Origin of the sequence: Bacillus siamensis KCTC 13613 (assembly GCF_000262045.1) — a bacterium.
In the GTDB taxonomy this organism is placed as follows: domain Bacteria; phylum Bacillota; class Bacilli; order Bacillales; family Bacillaceae; genus Bacillus; species Bacillus siamensis.
In genome coordinates, this window is sequence record NZ_AJVF01000037.1 from 60376 (window position 1) to 81150 (window position 20775).

At 36.2% G+C, this 20775-nt stretch carries 22 protein-coding genes and 5 pseudogenes; 10 read left to right on the top strand and 17 right to left on the bottom strand.

Annotation, left to right across the window (positions count from 1 at the left end):
- Positions 1-65: 65 nt before the first annotated feature.
- Both Y79_RS0107610 and Y79_RS0107615 read right to left on the bottom strand, forming a co-directional pair.
- The gene (locus Y79_RS0107610) at positions 66-1328 is read right to left on the bottom strand and encodes an MFS transporter (RefSeq protein WP_016937135.1); all 1263 of its coding nucleotides are present in this window, start codon (positions 1326-1328) and stop codon (positions 66-68) included.
- Between the two features lie 21 nt (positions 1329-1349).
- Positions 1350-2255 (bottom strand): bifunctional helix-turn-helix transcriptional regulator/GNAT family N-acetyltransferase, encoded by a 906-nt coding sequence (locus Y79_RS0107615; protein ID WP_016937136.1) that lies wholly within the window; start codon positions 2253-2255, stop codon positions 1350-1352.
- 306 nt (positions 2256-2561) lie between these two features.
- On the opposite strand from Y79_RS0107615, the gene Y79_RS0107620 reads away from it, so the two are divergent.
- Positions 2562-2879, top strand: a complete 318-nt coding sequence (locus Y79_RS0107620; protein ID WP_016937137.1) for a PadR family transcriptional regulator — start codon at positions 2562-2564, stop codon at positions 2877-2879.
- Positions 2866-3435, top strand: coding sequence for a DUF2812 domain-containing protein (locus tag Y79_RS0107625; RefSeq protein WP_016937138.1), 570 nt, complete (start codon positions 2866-2868; stop codon positions 3433-3435). The genes Y79_RS0107620 and Y79_RS0107625 overlap by 14 nt, the downstream gene beginning before the upstream one ends.
- Positions 3436-3785: 350 nt before the next feature.
- Here the strand turns inward: Y79_RS0107625 and pdxR are convergent.
- The 5 genes and pseudogenes from pdxR to Y79_RS1000000122030 all read right to left on the bottom strand — a co-directional run.
- A pseudogene (gene pdxR, locus Y79_RS0107635) lies at positions 3786-4748 on the bottom strand (MocR-like pyridoxine biosynthesis transcription factor PdxR); the annotation flags it as partial.
- Between the two features lie 324 nt (positions 4749-5072).
- The gene (locus Y79_RS0107640; protein WP_016937141.1) at positions 5073-6476 is read right to left on the bottom strand and encodes an MFS transporter; all 1404 of its coding nucleotides are present in this window, start codon (positions 6474-6476) and stop codon (positions 5073-5075) included.
- A 35-nt stretch (positions 6477-6511) separates the two neighbouring features.
- Positions 6512-6882, bottom strand: a pseudogene (locus Y79_RS1000000120740) (BCCT family transporter); the annotation flags it as partial.
- Positions 6883-7363: 481 nt separating this feature from the next.
- A complete protein-coding gene (locus Y79_RS0107645) occupies positions 7364-8134 on the bottom strand; it encodes a TSUP family transporter (protein WP_016937142.1) in 771 nt (256 codons plus the stop codon).
- Positions 8135-8294: 160 nt separating this feature from the next.
- Positions 8295-8465, bottom strand: coding sequence for a TauD/TfdA family dioxygenase (locus tag Y79_RS1000000122030; RefSeq protein ID WP_223152404.1), 171 nt, complete (start codon positions 8463-8465; stop codon positions 8295-8297).
- Positions 8466-8876: 411 nt separating this feature from the next.
- On the opposite strand from Y79_RS1000000122030, the pseudogene Y79_RS1000000120370 reads away from it, so the two are divergent.
- Both Y79_RS1000000120370 and Y79_RS0107660 read left to right on the top strand, forming a co-directional pair.
- A pseudogene (locus tag Y79_RS1000000120370) lies at positions 8877-9600 on the top strand (T7SS effector LXG polymorphic toxin); the annotation flags it as partial.
- A gap of 326 nt (positions 9601-9926) precedes the next feature.
- Positions 9927-10388, top strand: coding sequence for a CarD family transcriptional regulator (locus Y79_RS0107660; protein ID WP_016937143.1), 462 nt, complete (start codon positions 9927-9929; stop codon positions 10386-10388).
- A gap of 619 nt (positions 10389-11007) precedes the next feature.
- On the opposite strand, the gene cspC is transcribed toward Y79_RS0107660, so the two are convergent.
- Positions 11008-11211: a cold shock protein CspC gene (gene cspC, locus Y79_RS0107665; protein WP_003156143.1), complete on the bottom strand. Its 204-nt coding sequence runs from the start codon at positions 11209-11211 to the stop codon at positions 11008-11010.
- Positions 11212-11566: 355 nt separating this feature from the next.
- On the bottom strand, positions 11567-11698 hold the full coding sequence (locus Y79_RS1000000121955; RefSeq protein ID WP_081484456.1) for a molecular chaperone TorD family protein: 132 nt from the start codon (positions 11696-11698) through the stop codon (positions 11567-11569).
- A 183-nt stretch (positions 11699-11881) separates the two neighbouring features.
- Between Y79_RS1000000121955 and desA the strand changes: the two genes are divergently transcribed.
- On the top strand, positions 11882-12910 hold the full coding sequence (gene desA, locus Y79_RS0107670; RefSeq protein WP_016937144.1) for a Delta(5) desaturase DesA: 1029 nt from the start codon (positions 11882-11884) through the stop codon (positions 12908-12910).
- Between the two features lie 183 nt (positions 12911-13093).
- Here desA and Y79_RS0107675 read toward each other — a convergent pair whose 3' ends face one another.
- Positions 13094-13732, bottom strand: coding sequence for an NAD(P)-dependent oxidoreductase (locus tag Y79_RS0107675; RefSeq protein ID WP_016937145.1), 639 nt, complete (start codon positions 13730-13732; stop codon positions 13094-13096).
- 199 nt (positions 13733-13931) lie between these two features.
- Between Y79_RS0107675 and Y79_RS0107680 the strand changes: the two genes are divergently transcribed.
- Positions 13932-14375, top strand: a complete 444-nt coding sequence (locus Y79_RS0107680) for an Rrf2 family transcriptional regulator (protein ID WP_016937146.1) — start codon at positions 13932-13934, stop codon at positions 14373-14375.
- A 107-nt stretch (positions 14376-14482) separates the two neighbouring features.
- Here the strand turns inward: Y79_RS0107680 and Y79_RS1000000121960 are convergent, their stop codons facing one another.
- Together Y79_RS1000000121960 and Y79_RS0107685 are read right to left on the bottom strand one after the other, a co-directional pair.
- Positions 14483-14566 carry a hypothetical protein gene (locus Y79_RS1000000121960; RefSeq protein ID WP_327816083.1) on the bottom strand — a complete coding sequence of 28 codons (84 nt, stop codon included), beginning with the start codon at positions 14564-14566 and terminating at the stop codon, positions 14483-14485.
- Positions 14567-14855: 289 nt separating this feature from the next.
- On the bottom strand, positions 14856-15296 hold the full coding sequence (locus Y79_RS0107685; RefSeq protein WP_016937147.1) for a MarR family winged helix-turn-helix transcriptional regulator: 441 nt from the start codon (positions 15294-15296) through the stop codon (positions 14856-14858).
- A 313-nt stretch (positions 15297-15609) separates the two neighbouring features.
- On the opposite strand from Y79_RS0107685, the gene Y79_RS0107690 reads away from it, so the two are divergent.
- The 3 genes from Y79_RS0107690 to Y79_RS01000000120085 all read left to right on the top strand — a co-directional run bounded on the left by Y79_RS0107690 (position 15610) and on the right by Y79_RS01000000120085 (position 17455).
- A complete protein-coding gene (locus tag Y79_RS0107690; RefSeq protein WP_029575264.1) occupies positions 15610-16029 on the top strand; it encodes an organic hydroperoxide resistance protein in 420 nt (139 codons plus the stop codon).
- 75 nt (positions 16030-16104) lie between these two features.
- Complete coding sequence (locus tag Y79_RS0107695) at positions 16105-17052, top strand: alpha/beta hydrolase (RefSeq protein ID WP_016937149.1); 948 nt, start codon at positions 16105-16107, stop codon at positions 17050-17052.
- A gap of 145 nt (positions 17053-17197) precedes the next feature.
- Complete coding sequence (locus Y79_RS01000000120085; protein ID WP_016937150.1) at positions 17198-17455, top strand: MarR family transcriptional regulator; 258 nt, start codon at positions 17198-17200, stop codon at positions 17453-17455.
- A gap of 453 nt (positions 17456-17908) precedes the next feature.
- On the opposite strand, the gene Y79_RS0107705 is transcribed toward Y79_RS01000000120085, so the two are convergent.
- The 4 genes and pseudogenes from Y79_RS0107705 to Y79_RS0107715 all read right to left on the bottom strand — a co-directional run bounded on the left by Y79_RS0107705 (position 17909) and on the right by Y79_RS0107715 (position 19540).
- Complete coding sequence (locus Y79_RS0107705; protein ID WP_016937151.1) at positions 17909-18433, bottom strand: NAD(P)H-dependent oxidoreductase; 525 nt, start codon at positions 18431-18433, stop codon at positions 17909-17911.
- Between the two features lie 182 nt (positions 18434-18615).
- The gene (locus tag Y79_RS1000000120750; RefSeq protein ID WP_076983039.1) at positions 18616-18744 is read right to left on the bottom strand and encodes a phosphatase; all 129 of its coding nucleotides are present in this window, start codon (positions 18742-18744) and stop codon (positions 18616-18618) included.
- Positions 18701-18829: pseudogene (locus tag Y79_RS1000000121215) on the bottom strand (tetratricopeptide repeat protein); the annotation flags it as partial. The gene Y79_RS1000000120750 and the pseudogene Y79_RS1000000121215, both read right to left, overlap by 44 nt.
- A gap of 69 nt (positions 18830-18898) precedes the next feature.
- Complete coding sequence (locus Y79_RS0107715) at positions 18899-19540, bottom strand: FMN-dependent NADH-azoreductase (RefSeq protein ID WP_016937153.1); 642 nt, start codon at positions 19538-19540, stop codon at positions 18899-18901.
- 197 nt (positions 19541-19737) lie between these two features.
- On the opposite strand from Y79_RS0107715, the gene Y79_RS0107720 reads away from it, so the two are divergent.
- On the top strand, positions 19738-20241 hold the full coding sequence (locus Y79_RS0107720) for an RrF2 family transcriptional regulator (protein ID WP_016937154.1): 504 nt from the start codon (positions 19738-19740) through the stop codon (positions 20239-20241).
- A 425-nt stretch (positions 20242-20666) separates the two neighbouring features.
- Here the strand turns inward: Y79_RS0107720 and Y79_RS1000000121710 are convergent.
- Positions 20667-20764: pseudogene (locus Y79_RS1000000121710) on the bottom strand (cystatin-like fold lipoprotein); the annotation flags it as partial.
- Between the last annotated feature and the right edge of the window lie 11 nt (positions 20765-20775).

The following is a 20775-nucleotide window of genomic DNA, read 5'->3' on the forward strand; positions in this document are numbered from 1 at the left end:
GAACAGACAAAATACCAAGGGTGGAAAAACCCTTGGTATTTTTAGATGCGGCCGGAGAGGACTGCTTAATATGAAACTGAATCGGTCTCCGGCTTTTGCTCTTTTTTTATTTTCACCGTTTCAGGCAGTAAGCAAGTAAATATTGCCGCTCCAAACAAAATAATAATTGAGAAATAAAAAGAAGGATCATAGTTACCCAATTCACTATAAAGAAAACCCGGTACATAAGCTCCCAGTGCTGATCCTATCTGATGGCTCAGGAATAACCAGCCTAAAATAAATCCAACTGAATATTGCTTAAAATATTGCGTGGCTAACATTTGGGCAGGAGCTACAGTTGCAAAATCAACCAGCCCAAACAGAATTGCAAAAATAAGTAATATAACCGGATGATGACTGTATAACAGGATGCAAATTGATAATGCGCGGATGACATATAAAAGAATAAGCATCTTTTTACTGCTCCAGCGGTCTGCCGCAATTCCTGAAATGATTATCCCCAAAATATTAAATCCCGCCAACACACTAACTGCAGCACTGGTTACACTTGTTGAAAACCCATGGTCATGAGAAAAAGGAATAAGGTGAGTATCCATCAGACCTGTAGTTGTAAAACCGCATATCGCAAAGGGTAATATTAAAAACCAGAATTGTTTCTTGCAAAATACTTCCCAAACAGAAATGCGGGTCGTATGCTGCCCACTTCCAGCTTCTTCTTTCATCAAGCCGCCCATAGGAGATAACCCCATCTCGCCGGGATGATTCCGTAAAAATAACAGGATGACAGGAAACACAATAACCATTAAAAGCAGACCCAAAATCACTACAGTTAACTTCCAGTCAAACCATTGAATCAAAATGAGAGAGCCGGGAACAAGAAGCATCTGACCAGCGCCAAACCCCGCCTCCATAATGCCAAAAGCAAGCCCGCGTTTTTCATTAAACCAATTTGTAACCACAACTGTTGCGGCTACATTAGATGCCCCTCCAACACCGATGGAGATAACAATTCCGTAAAGGATAAATAATTGCCATGGATGATTCACAAAAGAAGTTAAAATAAAGCTAAGCCCGACCAAGAAAGTGCTGACTGACAAAATCATTCGGGGGCCTAATTTATCAACCAGCCTCCCTATTATGGGCTGAGATATGCCATATATGATAAAACTCAGAGTAGAAATAAGGGAGATTGTTCCTCTGTTCATGGAAAAATCTTTTTCCCACGGTTCAACAAAAGCTCCAAATGAAAGACGTGCCCCTTGAACCGCTAATAAGGTTAAAAAACTGACAAAAACAATGATCCATGCGTAGTGATATTTTATTCGCATCCTATCCCCCCTCACTCTTATTTATAATTCCAAATCCCAGCGCTCTTCTATTAAATTTGATCCCCATAAAGGTTTCTCTTCATGAACTTCTGTCATTTCGAATCCGGTTTTTTTATACAATGGCCGGGCTGTTGACATGTCTTTTACCGTCCAAAGAAATATGCGCTCGTATCCATTTTCTTTACAATATTGAACAAGTTCCTTCATCAGACGGCTGCCGACACCTTTTCTTTGAAAAGACGGATCGACTAAAAACCATCTTAACTGTCCTGTTTTTTCATCGTCATTCACTAAGCCGATACAACCCGCAAATTGATTCCCGCTTTCTGCCACCCATATTTTTTCAATATCAGCTTTAAACGTATCGCGAAGATAAGATAAGAATGTGTCATCCCACCCATGGGATTTGGCATAAAATAATCGCTGTTTTTCAATTATGTTTTTGACATCCTCTGAAGTATAATAGTCTCTTATTGAAATCGGAGATTCTTTATCATAAAAAGAATGCTGCAAAATGTTTTGAATGGTTTCCATTGATTCTACAAGTTTTTCTTGTTCCTCTTTGTCTATGCATTCAAGGATATATTCAACTTGCTGATTGGCTTTTTTCTCCAGACTTTTATAAAGACTTTTCCCTGACTCGGTGACATAAAGGAAATGATTACGTGCGTCTTCTCTGCATTTTTGCTTATATATGAAGCCTTCCTTTTCTAATTTTCTGATAATTCTGCTTACATATCCTCTGTCCAGGTCTAATTTTTCTTGAATGATTTTTGCTGTACAATCCGGCGTATTATAAATTTCGTATAAAATCCTGGTTTCTGTTAAAGAGAATGGACTGTCATAAATATGTTCATTCAGAAAACCCAAAATATCTGTATAAAATCTATTAAATTGTCTGAATGCCAAAACACGTTTTGTTTCCAAATTGATGTTCCTCCTCCAAATGATTGACTTAAGCAACTTTTTTTCATCGTAATCGAGACAGTTGCTTAAGTCAACTATATTTTTCAATCCTTCTACCTTTTTTGTAATGAGCACCTTTTATTTCTAAAAAACACATTGAAAATAAACGGCACTGTTTCATCGGAGAACCGTTATGCACCGCCATAAATTCTTTTTTACTTCAAGTTCCTTTTACAAATTTTGAAAAACTCATTGACTATTCAGTTGAACTGTATTACATTATTATAAAGTTGAACTATATAGTCGAACTGAATAGAGGGTGAGGATATGAAACATAAATTATTACCGCTGTCTGAAACCATGCATTACATTTTATTAGCTCTGCGTGAGCCGCTTCATGGCTATGCCGCCATGCAGAAGATAGAAAAGATGAGTAACGGTACTGTTATATTAGCGGCCGGCACTTTATACGGCGCGATTGAAAATTTGAATAAGCATGGCTGGATTGAGCCTGTCGGAGAGTCGGGCCGGAGAAAAGTCTATATGATAACTGCGGAAGGAAGCGCCATTTTGAAAATGGAACAAAACAGGTTATTGCATATTTTATTCCTGTACGAAGGAAGTGAATCGAATGAAGAAATTTAAGATGTTTTTTGATATTGAAAAAGAGGAGCAATGGCTGAACGAGCAATTACAAAACGGCTATCGTTGTACAAATATTAGCGGATTAGGAATATACACCTTCGAAAAAACCGATAAGAGATATGTAATGCGAGTGGATTATCAAGATTATTTATCAAACAAAAAGTTCAAAGATTACAAAGGAATTTATGAAGACTTCGGCTGGAGTTATATAAATGGCCCTTGGGGGCTTGGAACTCGATATTGGCAAAAAGAAGATGATGGTCAAAATGAAATCTTCTCGGATCGCCAATCAAAGAGTAATTATTATAAAAGATTAATGAGTTATTCATCAAGTTTTGGTTTCCTGTGTTTGTTTATTTCTTATATGTTTTACAAGGATTCAGGTTTATATTTAGCTGAAGGCCTGTGGAGTATGGAAGGCTCAATGTTTTGGAAAGCATTTTTATTTGAAACTCCATTTGCCATTTTGAGGTCGCTTCCCGCCCTTATGGCTGTTATCTTCGGCATCAGTTTCTATAAAGCGTATCGAAAGTATTCAATGTTAAAAGAAGAATAATGCGGGGAAGTTACATTCAAAAAAGTAATGAAGGATCATGTACCTGTCACAGTCGGGCGGTTTAACGCCCTGAATTCGCTGACAGATCAGACGGCTTATTTTAAAACAAAAAATACCAAGGGCGTTAAAACCCTTGGTATCATTGGGGTGCGGCCGAGACGGCGTGACGTTTTTAAAACAGATGAAGCAAAACATTCTTGAAACCAGCTCTTCTACTCGTTTTCGTTTCATCCCGAAATGATCCTCCCCTGTTTAGTGGGGATTTTTTTCATTCAAGGTTTTTGGAAATGTTGCATGTTAAACTGAATACAATTTAAATTTCCAGAAAAATATCCATTCAAGTACAGCGCCTATAATGTTAATGCTTTTGAAGACAAAGCAGCTTTCAATCTTCGTATCCCTTCTTCTATTTCTTTCTCAGCTAAATTTCCGTAACCTAAAATAATTTTGTTTTTATGAACCCCTTTCTGGATCGTATGGAGTTCAACCGGGTAAATTTTAATTTTATGCTGATCTAACTTTTTCAGCACCTGTTCAGAAAAAATGACATTTTTAAAACTCGCTATTAAATGGAGACCTGTCGAATCTCCAAATATCTTGACCTCATCTCCAAATTCACGGTTCAGGCTTTGTTTTAAAGCCTCACGACGTTTCTTATACACTTTTTTCATTTTACTAATATGGTGTTCTAGATAACGATCCTCAATAAAGTTTGCAAGTGTAAGCTGCTCCAAGGAAGAGGTATGAAGATCTGTAAACCATTTTAGATTCTTACACTTCTCAACGAGAGACGGCGGAAGAACTAAATATCCAAGACGCAGTGCCGGTGATAAGATCTTACTGAATGTACCGATATAAATAACTCTTGACGGGTCTAACCCCTGAAGGGAACTTATAGGTGATCCCTTATATCGAAATTCACTATCGTAATCATCCTCTACGATATAACAATTTGATTGACGCGCAAACTGTATTAATTGAATACGGCGTTGAATTGTTAATGTACCGCCGATTGGGAATTGATGAGACGGAGTGACAAATACAAAACTTGGTTTTTTATCGTGGGGCAGCAGCTCCGTTCGCATCCCATTATGATCTACTGGTATAGGGTATAACGAGCTGCCGGGTGATGAAAAAATAGTTTGAATTTCATGTGTAATAGGATCTTCAATAATGACTTCATCACCCGGTGACAATAACAATTTTGCTATAAGGGAAAGTCCTTGGGTTGCACCTGAAGTGATGACAATTTGGTCAGGATGACAATGAACCCCTCATGTTCTTCTAAGATACCTTGAAAGGACATGCCTTAATAGGATTATTAGTTAGCGTACAAGTTCCCCATATAGAAAATAAAAAGCCAGCTCTCCTTCGGGAGAAGAACTGGCATAACAAAGCTTCTTGCTTCTTATTTTGCTGTATTGCTCGGACCTTTTAATTTCTCTTTGTTCTTGCGTCAATGTTTTATTTTTAGGACACAACCAATTAAATAATGACGATCGAGAATAGCAACGCTGCTTTTGCAAAGCAGTAAGCCCTCCAAAATATAAAAGAGCTGCAGTCATTGCTGCTGGGATAATCCCGGATTATTCTGAGTCTGTATGTCGAGTAGTCGGTCAATTAAATTGATGCTTTTTTCATTCCTTTTCTGTTTGCTCCATTTTCCACCACAGTGAATCTTTTGGATTTTCAACAGCTTCTTGAAACTCAGCTTTAGAAGCAACTGTTGGGTAAGAACCTTTTAAAGATTTACCTGAAGTATCTTTAAATAAGGTTAACACCACTATTAAGCCAATTAGACTAACTGCTAATAAATAAAAACCTGGCGCCAAATTGTTTCTTGTCACATGGGTTAACCAAGAAGCAACTAAGGGTGTTGTTCCGCCAAAAATAGAAACCGATAAGTTGAATGTCCAGGATAATGTACGATATCTAATGTCAGTATGGAACAACGTAGGTAAAGATCCTGGCATAGTACCTTCATATACAGATAATACAATACCTAACAATAAAAGTCCTATAAATAAGAATGTTATATTCCCCATATTAAGAAATTGGAAAGAGATAATCGAAAATACAATTCCCAATACTAATCCAATTGTTATAACTTTTTTATTTCCTAATTTATCTCCCAGTTTACCAAAAGTTAAAGCGAACGGTACCATAATAATCAATACAATTGCTGTAACCGGTGTACTTATATTATCACTTATACCAAGGTTCTCATCTAAATAAGAAGGCATATAACCTAACAATAGGTAATTGGTTATATTGAAAAACGCCACAAATACGATACATAAAAAGATATCTTTTTTATATGTTTTAATTACTTCTAATAAACCTGGTTGTTGTTCTTGGTTTTCAGAGATGTCATTTTCAAAGATTGGTGATTCATCTAAATGACTTCTCAAATACAAACCAAATAATCCAATTGGAATACTTAAGAAGAAAGGAATCCTCCATCCCCAACTATTCATTTGAACATCAGATAAAGCCCAGAAAAGTACTGTAACTAAAACAGAAGCTACTATATAGCCAGATAATGTACCGATTTCTAAACCACTGCCTAACCTTATACGTTTATTATCTGGAGAAGATTCTGCGATATATACCATTGCACCAGCGTACTCTCCACCCACAGAAAAACCTTGCAGAATACGAGCTAAGAGTAATAATATAGGGGCCCATACACCAATCTGATCATAGGTAGGAAGTACACCAATTATTAAAGTAGATAAAGCCATCATTAAAATAGTAATTGTTAATACCATTTTCCGACCAAATTTATCACCCATTTTACCAAAAATAATTCCGCCTACCGGTCTAAGTAAAAAGGCAATTGCAAATGTAGCAAAAGTAAATATTAACTTTAATTCATCGTTTTGAACCGGACTGAAAAAGTTTTTACTAATAATAACTGCCAAATAAGAATATAAAGCAAAATCAAACCATTCCATCGCGTTTCCTATCCCTGTAGCAAACACGCTTTTCTTCGCTTTTTGAATGTCTACAACGTTAATTTTTTTCTTGTTGAACTTCATTTAATAATATCAACTCCTTAATGATCAAATCCACATGATACAAGCGGATAAACGGTCCAAGCGTGCAGTCCCAGAATGTATAGCGTAATGCTTCTCTAAAAAGTCTGGGGGTTTCTGTTTCACCTGATGGAGAGCTAATGGCATAGTGGCTGATCGGTTCAACTGGACCTTAAAAGACTAGACCAATATCCATCTCAGCGCCAAATAACATTGTAAACCAGGAAAGAAGGATGAAATTCAGCTTTTCCGACGGTTTTCTTAACTTATTTTTGCCGATTGGACTAAAAATAATACAAACAGCAACAAAAAGAGAAACAACCAACAGATAATGCCAGCCAAAGTGGTTAGTGATACATCCTTGGGCTGTGGTTGGTATTTTCTGCAGACTGTTTGGAGAAATGATTCCCCTTCATAAGCTCTATTGTGAATATTATCACAATCGAAAAAAAACTTTTATTTCTTCAAAGTATCCTAAACCTTTATTTTAGTTCTTCCATTACGTCTTCCAATATGTTTATTATGTGTTGCAGAAAGATTTAGGTCATTTCTAAGAATTATTTACTGATCCTATCTTTATTACCCCGCAATCAGGTGAAACAAAACATTATAAACGTAGCATACCTTTTTAAAACCTGACAAGCCCAACAGGGTGATAGAAACCCGGCTAAAGCCAAGCTAATCAATGGATAGAAGAAATTTTTTTTGTTTTTCCAAAGGAATAACCGTCTGCGTTTAATCTAGCCCAATCAGAAAGAAAAAAGAGCAGGAGTCATCCTGCTCTTTCATTCAAAACTTTAATTTGTATGACGAATTTCGTATACCTTTTCGACTTTCTTTACCTATTAATTAGTATGCAGACTGCAACAGAAATACTCATATCGCCATCATCAATAATGCATTATAAAATCAAAGATATTTTTTCCTATTAAGATAACAGTAACTAAAATAAATAACATTCTCACATAGGTTACACCTTTTTTAATTGCGAAGTTAGATCCCACAAGCGCTCCTAATATCATTGATATACCCATTGGTACACCATATAAAAAATTAATTTTATGAAGAAAAAGAAACATAATTAGAGCTGCAATGTTACTGCCGAAATTAAGAAATTTTGCATTTCCTGCAGATTGTAAAAAATCGAAGCCTATTATCAAAAAGGCAAATAAAATAAATGAACCCGTTCCTGCACCTAAAAATCCATCATAAAAACCAATAGCGAATATTACAAAAGAAAAAAGAATGGCTTTTTTCCAAGTCAGTTTTTTATAAGTAGACTCATTACCCCAGTTTTTCTTCAAAATAGTGTAAATAGCTACACCTACTAAAAGAATTAATATTAATGGTTTTAATAATTCAGATGAAATAAAATTGACAACTAATGCACCCAATAAGGACCCTATAAAAACAATCGGAAACAATTTAGATACTAACTGAAAATTAACTTTTCCTGATCTTATAAAGGAAATCGTACTCGTTAATGTACCCATTGTACTGGCTAACTTATTAGTAGCGATAGCAACTGAAGGCGGGAGACCTGAAAATAACAAAGCTGGTATAGAGATCAGTCCTCCTCCTCCCACTACTGAATCAATAAAAGAAGCAAGAAATCCGAAACATACTACTATTAATAGTGTATAAAAATTAATATCCTCCACTTATAAAATCCCCCCATAATGGTAAATAATAAGAGTGATCAAACTATTTTTCAATAAATAGTTTGATCACTCTGTCCATTATTTTTGCAATTCAAGTTCGATTTTTAAAGGCATACATACATGACTTTTAATAGAACGACTTGCACTTGATTTATTACTATCAACTACAGCAAACATTCTTTGTAACCATCTGTCTTTCCCCATATTTTGGTTTAAAGGCCGTTCGAGCATGTGCCGCTAAATGGTTGTCTAATATAATAAGGTCACCAGGTTTTAGAACTACTCCTGAAGACACTTCCGATAGTGCTTTTTCAGCTCTTCTAATGCCCATCTGGCTTCATCATTTAATCCTTCCATTAAGGAACCATGAATACATAAGTCCGGTTTAATAAATCTTTTTCATTTCAATCCCTTAATGATTTAATTCCAGTATATAAAAAATTTTTAAAAAATTCCACATCTTATTCATTTCCTTTAGGTGACACGTATGGATACGTTCAAAAACACACCAAAAATTCAGGTGTGTTTCAAAAAGGCACTCAAAATTGTAAATCCATATCACTTGTCATGAAGGTTTGTTGCATGGCACTTTCTAACCCCACATTCATCATTTCTATAGCTTTGGATAAGTTGGGTTAACCATAATCGGTTAACAAAAACCACCCTTACTTTCCCACTTCTATTCCCATTACGTTCAATTTATTACCTATCCTTCAACAATTTTTTGGGAAGCCCATAACTTATCTATGGTGATATTTGGTTATTAAGTCGCCAAAAAGATTATAAAGAATTGAAAAATCAAATGATTAATTTGAAAAAGCATTTAAGGCTGTTGCTGATCTTGATGATTGTGAGTTCTCTGGGACGGGAGCAAACAATATTTAAAGCATTTTTTCACGATCACACAGGTGTCGCCGATCAATGGATTGATTTCATTGAAATGAAGATCGTTTTCCTTTAGCATTTCCGATGTGCTGGAACATGCCAGCTTATCCGATGCATATGTCGAAGAATCCTTCTTAGAACACGAACTGACAAACGCATATAGAAAATCACAAGCAATGATGTCCGAGCAGAAGAAAGCAATGAAAGATATTCTGAATGAGATCGATGAAATTCTTCCACTTGATTTATTTTCAACAGAGACTTTTAAGGATGAGCTCTCTTCTGCCGAAAACAAACGGAAAAAGACGGTTGATAAAATAGACGATGTGGACGAACACTTAAAAACTGAATATGCACTGACTGGACCTAACGAACAATTCATTAAAGCAGACTTTCAAAAGTTACAGGAGTCAACAGGTAAGGGCAAAAATGCTACACCCATTCACTATAATGCCAAGGCATATCGCGACAGTGACATACATAAGAAAAAAGGCGATATCGAAAAGCAATCTAAAGCTTATTTAAAGATCAAAAAAGAAGAAGCTAAAAAACGTGAAATAAAAGATTTGAAGAAACAGCTTGTAATGGTTAAAAATCGGTGATTAAATTGTGCCCATGTAGATTGCAAACATGTCATTAATGTCAAGTCATGAACTCCTAATGGATATTTAATAACTCATTTTCAATGAAAAACTGAACTCTGATCATTAGTCAAGATTCTAAGATATACACGGACCAATCGTCCTTCCCTTTTTTCGAAATCCCAATGGTTCCCTCTTGTTTTGATGTTGTTTTTTTAAAAAAAGTTATTGACACCAAAAAATTATCATGTTATTATTATAAATTTGATATCGCTTTCCATATATGTTAACCTTAAGTTGAGTTACCATATATGGAGGTGGATGATATGTTTCAAATTGGCGATAACATTGTTTATCCAATGCACGGAGCAGGTATAATTGAAGCCATAGAAGAAAAAGAATTCTTAGAGGAAAAAGAACATTATTATGTCATAAAAATGTCAATCAGTCATATGACAGTTATGATTCCAACGCGTAAAATAATGAGTTTAAATATACGACCAGTTACTGATATACTTGCATTAAAACACATTATCCACATTTTTCAGCATGGAGAATCAGATAAGTTGCTGCCGTGGAAACAAAGATATAAAGTAAACACAGACAAAATAAAAACGGGTAAAATCCAAGAAGGTGCTGAAGTTGTACGTGATTTAATGCGTATGAAGAAAGAAAAAGCACTTAATGCAAGCGAAAAAAAAATGTTGGATAGTGCATATGAATTTTTGATTAGTGAACTGGAAGTTATTAAAGGAATCACTGAAAATCAAATAAAAAGTTTCTGTTAAGGTTAGATAATGTTTGCTTTCCAAAACATCCTTAAGTTTTCGGAAAATTACGATTAGACGTTTAATTTCTTCAACTTACTTTTAGAACATTAACCTCTTTTATTACTCCTGCAATCTAATCTGTTTTATTTTTAAATTTCTTCAATGAACATTTTAATTTTTATCAAAAACTCGATGGAATAGTCACTTGATTTTTGTAATCCTGATTCACACTGGCACGGACAAGGAGCCGTAAAGATGGAAGAGAGGCAGGGTTTTCATTGTTTTAGGTCTAAGTGATTATTTCCAGAAGAAAAAACAAACCCTCTCCTCTTTATCTTTAAGAATTTCTTACAACTGCTTCCACAGTGAATAGCAATTGTTTATCTTCTTTTCATAAAAGAGATATGCGAATTGTAACAAAGAATAACATACCGTTACAAATCATTTATATATATTCCACATATCGTCAATCCGTTATGTTATACTGTAAACAATCCTTTGAGGTTTTAAACCTTTTTTTTACCTTGTAGCATCTGTCCCTACTCGAACGTTGAGTAGGGTTTTTTATTCAGTATTATACAGAGAACATAAAAAAACAGGCCCTATAAAAGAGCCTGTTTGTATAAACGATTGAAGATTAAGCAGTTTTTTGAACGTTAGCAGCTTGGGCTCCACGAGCACCTTGCTCAACGTCAAACGTTACTTTTTGACCTTCGTCTAAAGATTTGAACCCGTCACTTTGGATTGCAGAAAAGTGTACGAATACATCGTCTCCATTTTCACGTTCGATAAATCCAAAACCTTTTTCTGCATTAAACCATTTAACTGTACCTTGTTCCATTTTTGTTGCCTCCTAGTGTGTTACACATTGTATTACTATCCTTGCCCAAAGTATCATCAAGACGAAAAGTCGATATTCATACTATCCTTTACACGAACAAAAATAATTCTCCTTTATCATAACACGAAACGGAAATAACTGCAAATTAATATCATGTTTCATTTTGTTAAACGTGTCGATACCAGTGCAAAATAAGATGCCTATTAACAACGATGGTTTGAAAACACCGTGAAAATGGATCACGAGTGTCTTCAAAAAAGCTCAGCTGTTTCTTGTTCAAGTACAAGATATTCTTTTAAAAGCAGGGCTGTTCACTGGTATAGCTTTGTTTCTGCAGATGTTTCCAAACGATCACTCAGGTATACTGTAATGTTTGTTCTTCAAACAATGAATGTTTACGGTCTAAATAATCCGATTCCCATAGGAGAGCATGGAGAGAGTTTGGCCCGATAAAGAGCTGGGTATAATCTTCATACGCTTTTTGTATCCCGGCTGGCCATTGCTCATAAAGATTTAATCGAGATGGAGATCAGTTTCTGACCTTCAATCATTTTACATAGGATGAGGAAAGATACTTATTATACAGGAAGGATGACAGCTGGGACTTCAAAGGCCTAAAACGTTTTCTATACTTAGATTAAGAACATCAGGGAAGGGGAAACTTTTAAAAATGAATGAACAAAACCTAAGGACTTTGAGAAAACTGGTTACCCCTTACGAAAAGTCCGATTCACAAAAAAGCATTTATCAAATCATTAACACATTGGTGCCATTTTTCCTGTTATGGTGTTTGGCCTATAAGAGCTTGTCGATTTCTTATATCCTTACATTAGCGATTTCTGTCGTTGCAGCCGGTTTTTTAGTGAGAACCTTCATTATCTTTCATGATTGCTGCCACTATTCATTTTTTAAGAACCGAAAGGCGAATCGAATCCTTGGAACAATTACAGGAATTCTGACTCTGCATCCGTTTGATCATTGGGCACACGATCATTCTGTCCATCATGCGACAAGCAGCAACCTGGACAAACGCGGTACGGGCGATATTTGGGTACTGACTGTTGAGGAATATAAAGAAGCCTCAACTAAGACAAAAATAATGTACCGTTTGTACAGAAATCCGTTTGTTATGTTTATTATCGGACCGATTTACGTCTTCGGGATTACCAATCGTTTTAATCGTAAAGGGGCAAAACGCAAAGAACGGATGAATACATATGTAACGAACCTGGGGATCGTCGCTTTGGCAGCACTTTTATGTTGGGCTATCGGCTGGCAAAACTTTCTGCTGGTCCAGACGCCAATTTTTATGATTTCGGGATCCCTCGGAATTTGGATGTTTTATATTCAGCATACGTTTGAGGATTCATATTTCGAAGAAGATGAGCAGTGGGAATATGTAAAAGCGGCAGTTGAAGGAAGCTCTTTTTATAAGCTTCCAAAAGTCATGCAATGGTTAACAGGCAATATCGGTTTCCATCATGTTCATCATTTAAGCCCAAGAGTCCCAAACTATAAGCTGGAAATCGCGCATAACAACACTGAACCATTGCAAAACGTTCCGACCATCACACTGGCAACAAGTCTTAAGTCGTTAAAGTTCCGCCTATGGGATGAAGAAGGCAAAAAATTTGTTGGTTTTAACCACTTAAAAAAAACTTCTAAAAGCCAAGTATCAGCTCGGCTAAGAACGGATTAAAAACTAATCGATGATAATGGGCAGTGTACCTTGCAGAATAAAAGTGCAGACTCGCGCAAAGATTTTGTGCAGAGATCAGCACTTTTTTAATGCCAAATGCACTTACAACAAAAAATACCAAGGGTGTCAAAACCCTTGGTATCATTGAGATGCGGCTGAGAGCCTTTGTTTCTGCTTAATAACTTATTCAGCTTCTCCAACAACTGTAAAACGTTCATTTATATGTTTTGGATTTTCGATTTCATCCAATACTGCAATTGCATAGTCTGCATAGCTGATATAACTTTCGCCTTTCGAATTCACAAGAAGATGATCTTTTCCTGACTGATAAAATCCAGTTCTTTTCCCGTCTGGGTCAAATACCGCTGAAGGACTGATAAATGTCCAGTTAATATCAGAAGTTTCCTTTAGTTCTTGCAAGTTACGGCCTTGCCCTTTAGCTGTTGGAATAAAAATCTCAGGGAAATCAGGTGTATCCATTACACTGACAGTTTTATTTTCATCTACATAAAGACTCCCTGCTCCACCTACAATTACAGCTCTTGTACCCGTTCCTTTTAATGCCCTAATTAATGCCCGGCCAGCATCTACATGTGCCTGTTCTTCTCCTAATGGAGCACCGAAGGCATTAACTGCTACATCTAACTTTTTTAGATCATCCGATGTAAGATCAATTATATTTCTTTCAATGATTGAAATCTTATCCTCTTTAAGTTTTGCAGCATCTCTTACAATTGCAGTTACTTCATGTCCCCTGCTTACCGCTTCTTTCAAGATAAGACTTCCAGCTTTTCCGGTTGCACCAATGATTCCAATTTTCAATTTCCAGTCCTCCTAATAATTCAACATTTTTAAATGTAACCACATTGATTACATGTAATCATTTTAGTTACATCATGTTTATTTGTCAATACGTTTATCATCTTGTTAATTGAGCATATTAGAGTAAAATAAACTTGTAATACATTCAGTTACAAGTGTACTATAAAGAGTGTAAAGTAATTAGGATGGTGAAGAAATCATGTCTATTAGCAGCCGTTTTGCTGTAGGAATTCATATATTGGCTCTTGTTGAAATAAATGAAGACGGAATTAGCACTTCTGAATTTTTAGCTGGGAGTGTAAATACAAATCCCGCCTTAATAAGAAAAATTATGGGGATGCTGAAAAAAGCAGGTTTAGTAAATGTACGGCCAGGTATTGCAGGAGCCGAATTAGCGAAGGATTTAACTGATATCACCTTACTTGATGTTTATAGAGCAGTTAATGTTGTTCAAGATAAAGAATTGTTTAGTATACATGAAAATCCCAATCCTCAATGTCCTGTAGGTCGGAACATTCAAAGTACAATTGGTCCAATATTTGAAATCGCCCAATCTGCCTTGGAAAAAGCTCTTGGGCATATCACAATTGAGGATGTGGTAAAGGATATTATTGAAAAAGAAAAATTGACCAATAATTGTTAAATAACTCCCTGGAAAATATTTCATCAGACTGAAAACAAAAAGGGACTGGATCATATTGAATCCAGCCCCGTATTGATATTGATTTTTCGATTGAAAAAATGGCTTTTTCAAGTAGTAAGCTTGCGAGAACTTTCTTCTGGCTGATAAAACGCAAGCTGAATATACTTCCCGTCATCATATACACGAATTATAGCGTTATCTCTCTTGTACTCATCTGAATCCTCGCATTACTTTTCTGACTTTCTTCTCCTGCTTCATCACTTCATTAATTGCATTATCCTATTTACTACCGCCGCACGCAGTCAGCAGAAGGATGAAGATGACTGACAAATCATACGACCTACTATAAGTAAGTGGACAGTAACAGATAAATTTCTATAAACAAAAATACCAAGGGTATCAAACCCTTGGTATCATTGATGCGGCCGAGAGGACTTGAATCTCCACGGGTTATTCACCCGCTGGGCCCACCATCTATAACTATTGCTCAGTTGTCAGCATGTTAAGTAAATTACGAATTTCCTTGTTATAACTTTTAATTTCTTCTTCATTACAACCGGTTTTATCAAATACTGCATTAGGTATCAATGTGACTTTTTCTTTAAACTCATTCCCTTCAGTTGTTAACGTTATAATTACACTTCGTTCATCCTCTTTTGAACGCTCTCTTATAATAAGACCTCGCTCCTCAAGTCGTTTTAAAACTGGAGTTAATGTTCCGGAGTCTAGATATAATTCTTCGCCTAAACCTTTAACAGATATTTTTTCCTTCTCCCATAAAACAAGAAGAACCAAATACTGCGGATAAGTAATTCCTAATTCTTTTAAGAGAGGATGGTATAACTTTATCATTTCACGGGAAGCTGCATAAATCGCAAAACATAGATGATTACTTAACAGTAATTTATCATCATTCTTCATGTTAAATCCCTCACAATATTTATATTCATTGTTACACATAATAGCACAAGAATTACATTAAGTAAAATTGAATGACTAACAATTTAATTAATCATAACTTATACTATGATCTCCTATTTTCTCAATATGGTTATTATGTACACTAACCTTAAACTGCCGAAAACTGTTCTTTATTTTTGTATAACCAATAATTTAGAGGATTTTCATTATGAATTTCAATTGAGAACAATTAAATTTTTAAAAATTTAATTGACAATGCTATTTAGATTGGTTAAAATTCAATTGTGTTAAATTTAATTTATAGGGGTGTTTGATGATGACAGTATATTTTACAGCAGAAGCTACAACAAAAGGCGGAAGAGAAGGTCATGTAAAATCTAATGATCTTATTATTGATTTGGATTTAGCTATGCCAAAACCAAATCAAGTATCCACGGCGACAAATCCAGAACAATTATTTGCAGCAGGCTATTCAGCTTGTTATGACAGTGCTCTTCATTTAGCCGCCCAAAGAAAACGATTAAAAATCGAATCAGCAGTTACTGGTAAAGTAAGTTTATTAAAAGATGAAAGTGATAATGGTTATAAACTTGGAGTTGTTTTGGAGGTGGAAATTCAAGGGGTATCTCAAGAGCAAGCGGAAGAATTAACACATGCAGCTCATCAAGTATGTCCATATTCTAAAGCTACTCGCGGAAATATTGATGTACAAATCATTACAACAGCAATGTAAGACGAAAGATGTCAAGATCAATAGATAATAGAATAAAAAAAATAATGATTAAAACATATATAAGGAGAGATATCTATGTTAAAGAAAGTACAATTAGAAAAAGCAGCTCAAGAATTTGCAGACGCAACCGCGAACCCACCCTATCTATTCGACCTTGGACCTGAGAAAGGACGAGAAGCTGTAGATGAGGTCCAATCTGACCCAATTGATAAACTGCCAGTTGATATTGAAGATATTATGATTTCAGGAGGACCGAGCGGACAGGTATCAGTAAGAATAATGCGCCCACAGAATGCGCCTGCGCACCTTCCTGTCATCGTGTACATTCATGGGGCCGGCTGGGTATTTGGTAATGAGCATACACATGATCGGCTCATCCGTGAGCTAGCAGTTGGAGCACAAGCTGCTATTGTCTTTCCAAATTACACCTTATCTCCAGAAGCAAAATATCCGACAGCTATTGAAGAAATCTATGCAGTAGTGAAATGGGCAGCTGACAATGGCCGTGAGAACGGCATGATTCCCGAGAGTCTAACAATTGCAGGTGATAGTGTTGGCGGCAATATGACTGCTGCTGTCACGCTAATGGCCAAAGCACGAGGTGACTTGAATATCCGGCAACAATTACTTTTCTATCCGGTAACAGACGCTTCTTTCGATACGGAATCCTATCACCAGTTTGCTACAGGATACTTTTTACGCAAGGACGCGATGATGTGGTTTTGGGATCAGTACACAACCAATTCGAACGAGCGTGCTGAAATTACAGCATCACCTCTACGTGCAACTACTGAGCAGCTTCAAGGGCTTCCGCCTGCATTGATTATCACAGCTGAAGCTGATGTACTTCGTGACGAGGGAGAAGCATATGCCAATAAACTTCGTGAAGCCGGTGTTCCGGTCACTGCCGTACGTTTCCAAGGTATCATTCACGATTTCGTGATGCTCAACGCCTTAGCTAAAACTAAAGCTGCGCGCGGAGCAATTGATCTTGCCACAACCTGGTTGCGTAAAGGGTTTTAATTCATCTATTGTTCGTCACATAGAGACTGCCGCAAATAAATAAAAAACAAACAGATCCACTCAATAATTGAGTGGATCGTATATTTATTCATACAATGATTATATAAAAACAGCACGTGATTATGGTACCGGTGAGATCTTTCATATGGTTGAAGTACACACTCTCAGTGTTATTGAAGAGAACCCAGGAATTACAGTTACTGAGGCAGCGTTGAAGCGGAACCGAACAAGGGGTGCTGTATCACAGATTATCTCTAGTCTGGAAAAACGCGATTTGATTATAAGAAAAAAAGAAGGCGGAAACGCCAAGAATGTACGTGTGTATGCAACCGAGCTGCTGGATAGACCTCTTGACATGTATATGACCATCTTAATAAACAAAAAGAGATGGCTGACAAATTAGATGACTTCCTATAAGTTAGTGGACACTTTTGGTCACAAAACACATTAAAAAAAAGAAATAAAAAGGCGTCTAAACCTTGGTATCATTGATGCGGCCGAGAGGGCTTGAACCTCCACGGGTTATTCACCCGCTGAGCCCTCAACCTAGTAAAAACATGTCGTCATTTACAAAAGCCTCTATTCAAAGCATCTGTTTATTTTATTGACAGCTATTTTCATCATTTTTCATGAATTCTGGGCACAAATTGGGCACCGATTAGAGACCAAGGAACTCTACATTTCATCAAGTAATATGTACTCATTGCCCTGCTGTAATTAATTTTAAGCCCTCGCTCTATGCTCCCCTGAATTCAGTATTCGATGTAAAACTTTGAAATTAAGTTTATTAAAATCTATCACAAACCCTTATTTTCACAACACATAATTTGTTTCAGCCTCCCTTGCGAATACCGGATCAATGCTCAGCTTTAAGATAGTCAACCAATTTCTCCGCACTGTTCTTAACATCTTCTTTTGAAAGGTGAAGTGTCCCATATTGTGTAAAGGCAGGAAGAAAACGCATTCCTATATAGTTAGCAGTGACTTGAAACGGTCTGATAAGCTCGCTGATCGTGATATTATATTCTCCGCCTGCTTGATAATCAGATTCCGGTGCGCCTAAGGAGATAGCTAAGAGTAGTTCTTTTCCATGCAATTTAGTTCCTCCAGTTCCATAAGCCCAGCCATGTGTTAACACATCATCTTCCCATTGTTTGAGTAACGCGGGACTGCTGTACCAATACATTGGGAACTGAAAAACGATACGCTCATGATCTAACAGGAGCTGCTGCTCTTTTTCTACATCAATGATAAAATTAGGGTATTCACCGTACAGGTCATGAACCGTAATGTCATTCTCTTGCTTTAAACGATTCATCCAGGTTTTGTTGACAGCGGACGTTTCCAAATTAGGGTGTATAACGATAACTAATGTTTTCATTTGACTGATTATCCTTTCTTCGCCGATTAGTTATTCTTGCTTTTGCGATAATGAATTGATTCTAATTTTAAAATAGCAACTTTATTACACCTATTTTATCCTTTTTCAAAAATTCAGGGCAACTAATTGGGCAGCAATTATAGTCAAAAAAAGGCCTACCCTTTTAAAAAGATTAAGCCTTTTTAGTACCCTCGTGCGCCTACCCTATCAGCAGCCACTTTGACTTCTGTACTTTGATCATCTTGCAAATAAGTTATTGAAAATACACTACTTAAAATCTCCGCTGTCAAAAGAATCCGCCTGATTTTCATTAATAATCTCCCCTTGTTTAATTTTTCGTCTTGCTTCAATACTCATACGATAATATTCATTAGAGAGCATTAAATTTCCTTTTTGTATTAATGCAGGAAGGAGGGCTCGGCCAATTACTCCAGTCCCCCCAGCAACAATGATCTTCACTATTTCTTATTTACCTGCTAATCTTGAAGCAGCTTCTTCAACTTCTTTATTTGCTTTTTGTAATACACCCTCCGGATTTAGTACATCTGTTCCTTGCACTCGGATAGTTTGATAATCCTCAATACCTAAGAAATTGAACATTGATTTCAGGTATTTATGAGAGTATTCAACTTCTGTATACCAATCATTATTTGTATAGATTCCTCCGCTTGCTTGGATGACAAGCATTCTTCGTCCGTCTTTAAGCAGACCCACTGAGCCAGTGTCCGTATATTTAAATGTTTCACGTGCGATCATGATATTGTCCATATAGTCTTTTAATTTTGATGGAATATTGAAATTATGCAAAGGTAAAACGATGACATATGTTTTTGCGCTTTTGAATTGTTCCAATACTTCTGTCATGCGTTCTGTTACTTTTTGTTCCTCGCTTGTCAGTTCTTCGCCCTTGCCTGCCTTTTCCCATGCGCTTAAAACTGTTTTATCAATCATAGGCACTTCATCACTATATAAGTTAATTTGCTCAAGCTCTTCACTCTCTGGAATTAATTCTTTGTAAGCCTCTAAAAAGTGGTTCATTACCCCTAAACTGTATGACGATGTATCATCTACTTTTGGATGTGCGTTAATGATAAGTGTTTTGCTCATTTGAAACTCTCCTTTTAATTTATATTGAAGACTAATTTAATCGACGATTGACTCGGTCTCTAATATAAACCCTGTATTTTTTTTTGTCAAACGGAACAAATAATATACCTAAAGAAGGGTTTTATGATTGACTATCACCAAAAATACTCCTAAGATACAATGTGATAACCCTTAAAATCAAAAGCAGGTGAGTTTATATGCAGTATAGTGTTGGGGTTGAATATGCTTTACATTGCCTGGTTTATTTAATAGATGTTCCCTCCAAGGAAAGTGTCGGGATTCGGGACCTTGCAGAGTTCCAAGGACTTTCAGAAACATTTCTTTCAAAAGTTTTCGGTAAATTATCTAAAGCTGGTATTGTAAATTCTGTCCCTGGTGTAAAGGGAGGATATAGGTTAGCAAAAACCCCAGAAGATATTTCCTTTTGGGATGTAATAGAGGCTGTTGAAGGACCAAAACCCATTTTTCAATGTAAAAATATTGTAAGCAATGGTCTGCTTTATCGAGACAAATGCGACTCCTGTGAATCCAGCAATTCCTCTTGTACAATTAACTTGGTAATGCTTGAAGCAGAAGAACACATGCGTAATTATCTTCGTAATAAAACGCTCGCATGGTTAAATAAAGAATTGGACGCAGTATTGCCTAAAAAAACCAGGATAGATACTCGGGAATACTTCATAAAAAAAAGCTCTGACTAAATTAATTAGTTAGAGCTTTTTTGTGCTTAAAGATGCCTTTAAATTACAAGTCATATTATGTTTTTTCGTTTCTCTTGCATAAGAAAGCGATACTTATATTAAAGACTGCATTAATCGTCGGTTTATATAGTCTCTTATAAACAAGAATAACTGCTGTATTGAGTGGTGCTATGTTGATTATTTTCGCTCTAGGTTTAACAGTAGGAACAGGTTTTAAGACTTCTCTTGACTATTCTGTATTCTCTGCATCTGCAGGTGCATTCATATTAATTTATTTTTAAAAAATACCCGATAGTATAGATGCTTTACTGATGAAAAAAACTGTAGAGGCTAAATCATTTTCACTAGAGTCAGACAAATAGCCCCAAACCTCTAAAAAATAGGGAAAGAAATTTTAAGCATAAAAAAGGAGCAGACATATAAATCTACTCTTCCAACTTCGTTTCCTTCCCTTTAACTTCTTCATAACCAGGTGTTTTCTTATACAGACCAAGTCGGTCGCCATCCCCGGCATATGTGCCATTTCCTCAAAAG

Coding starts and splice junctions, on each gene's coding strand:
- Y79_RS0107690 (WP_029575264.1), top strand. CDS start 15,610: ATGATGACAGTATATTTTACAGCAGAAGCTACAACAAAAGGCGGAAGA.
- Y79_RS01000000120085 (WP_016937150.1), top strand. CDS start 17,198: ATGGTTGAAGTACACACTCTCAGTGTTATTGAAGAGAACCCAGGAATT.
- Y79_RS0107660 (WP_016937143.1), top strand. CDS start 9,927: ATGTTTCAAATTGGCGATAACATTGTTTATCCAATGCACGGAGCAGGT.
- Y79_RS1000000122030 (WP_223152404.1), bottom strand. CDS start 8,465: ATGGGCATTAGAAGAGCTGAAAAAGCACTATCGGAAGTGTCTTCAGGA.
- Y79_RS0107610 (WP_016937135.1), bottom strand. CDS start 1,328: ATGCGAATAAAATATCACTACGCATGGATCATTGTTTTTGTCAGTTTT.
- Y79_RS1000000120750 (WP_076983039.1), bottom strand. CDS start 18,744: ATGAAAATCAGGCGGATTCTTTTGACAGCGGAGATTTTAAGTAGTGTA.
- Y79_RS0107695 (WP_016937149.1), top strand. CDS start 16,105: ATGTTAAAGAAAGTACAATTAGAAAAAGCAGCTCAAGAATTTGCAGAC.
- Y79_RS0107680 (WP_016937146.1), top strand. CDS start 13,932: ATGTCTATTAGCAGCCGTTTTGCTGTAGGAATTCATATATTGGCTCTT.
- Y79_RS0107620 (WP_016937137.1), top strand. CDS start 2,562: ATGAAACATAAATTATTACCGCTGTCTGAAACCATGCATTACATTTTA.
- Y79_RS0107640 (WP_016937141.1), bottom strand. CDS start 6,476: ATGAAGTTCAACAAGAAAAAAATTAACGTTGTAGACATTCAAAAAGCG.
- desA (WP_016937144.1), top strand. CDS start 11,882: ATGAATGAACAAAACCTAAGGACTTTGAGAAAACTGGTTACCCCTTAC.
- Y79_RS0107705 (WP_016937151.1), bottom strand. CDS start 18,433: ATGAAAACATTAGTTATCGTTATACACCCTAATTTGGAAACGTCCGCT.
- cspC (WP_003156143.1), bottom strand. CDS start 11,211: ATGGAACAAGGTACAGTTAAATGGTTTAATGCAGAAAAAGGTTTTGGA.
- Y79_RS0107720 (WP_016937154.1), top strand. CDS start 19,738: ATGCAGTATAGTGTTGGGGTTGAATATGCTTTACATTGCCTGGTTTAT.
- Y79_RS0107685 (WP_016937147.1), bottom strand. CDS start 15,296: ATGAAGAATGATGATAAATTACTGTTAAGTAATCATCTATGTTTTGCG.
- Y79_RS0107715 (WP_016937153.1), bottom strand. CDS start 19,540: ATGAGCAAAACACTTATCATTAACGCACATCCAAAAGTAGATGATACA.
- Y79_RS0107625 (WP_016937138.1), top strand. CDS start 2,866: ATGAAGAAATTTAAGATGTTTTTTGATATTGAAAAAGAGGAGCAATGG.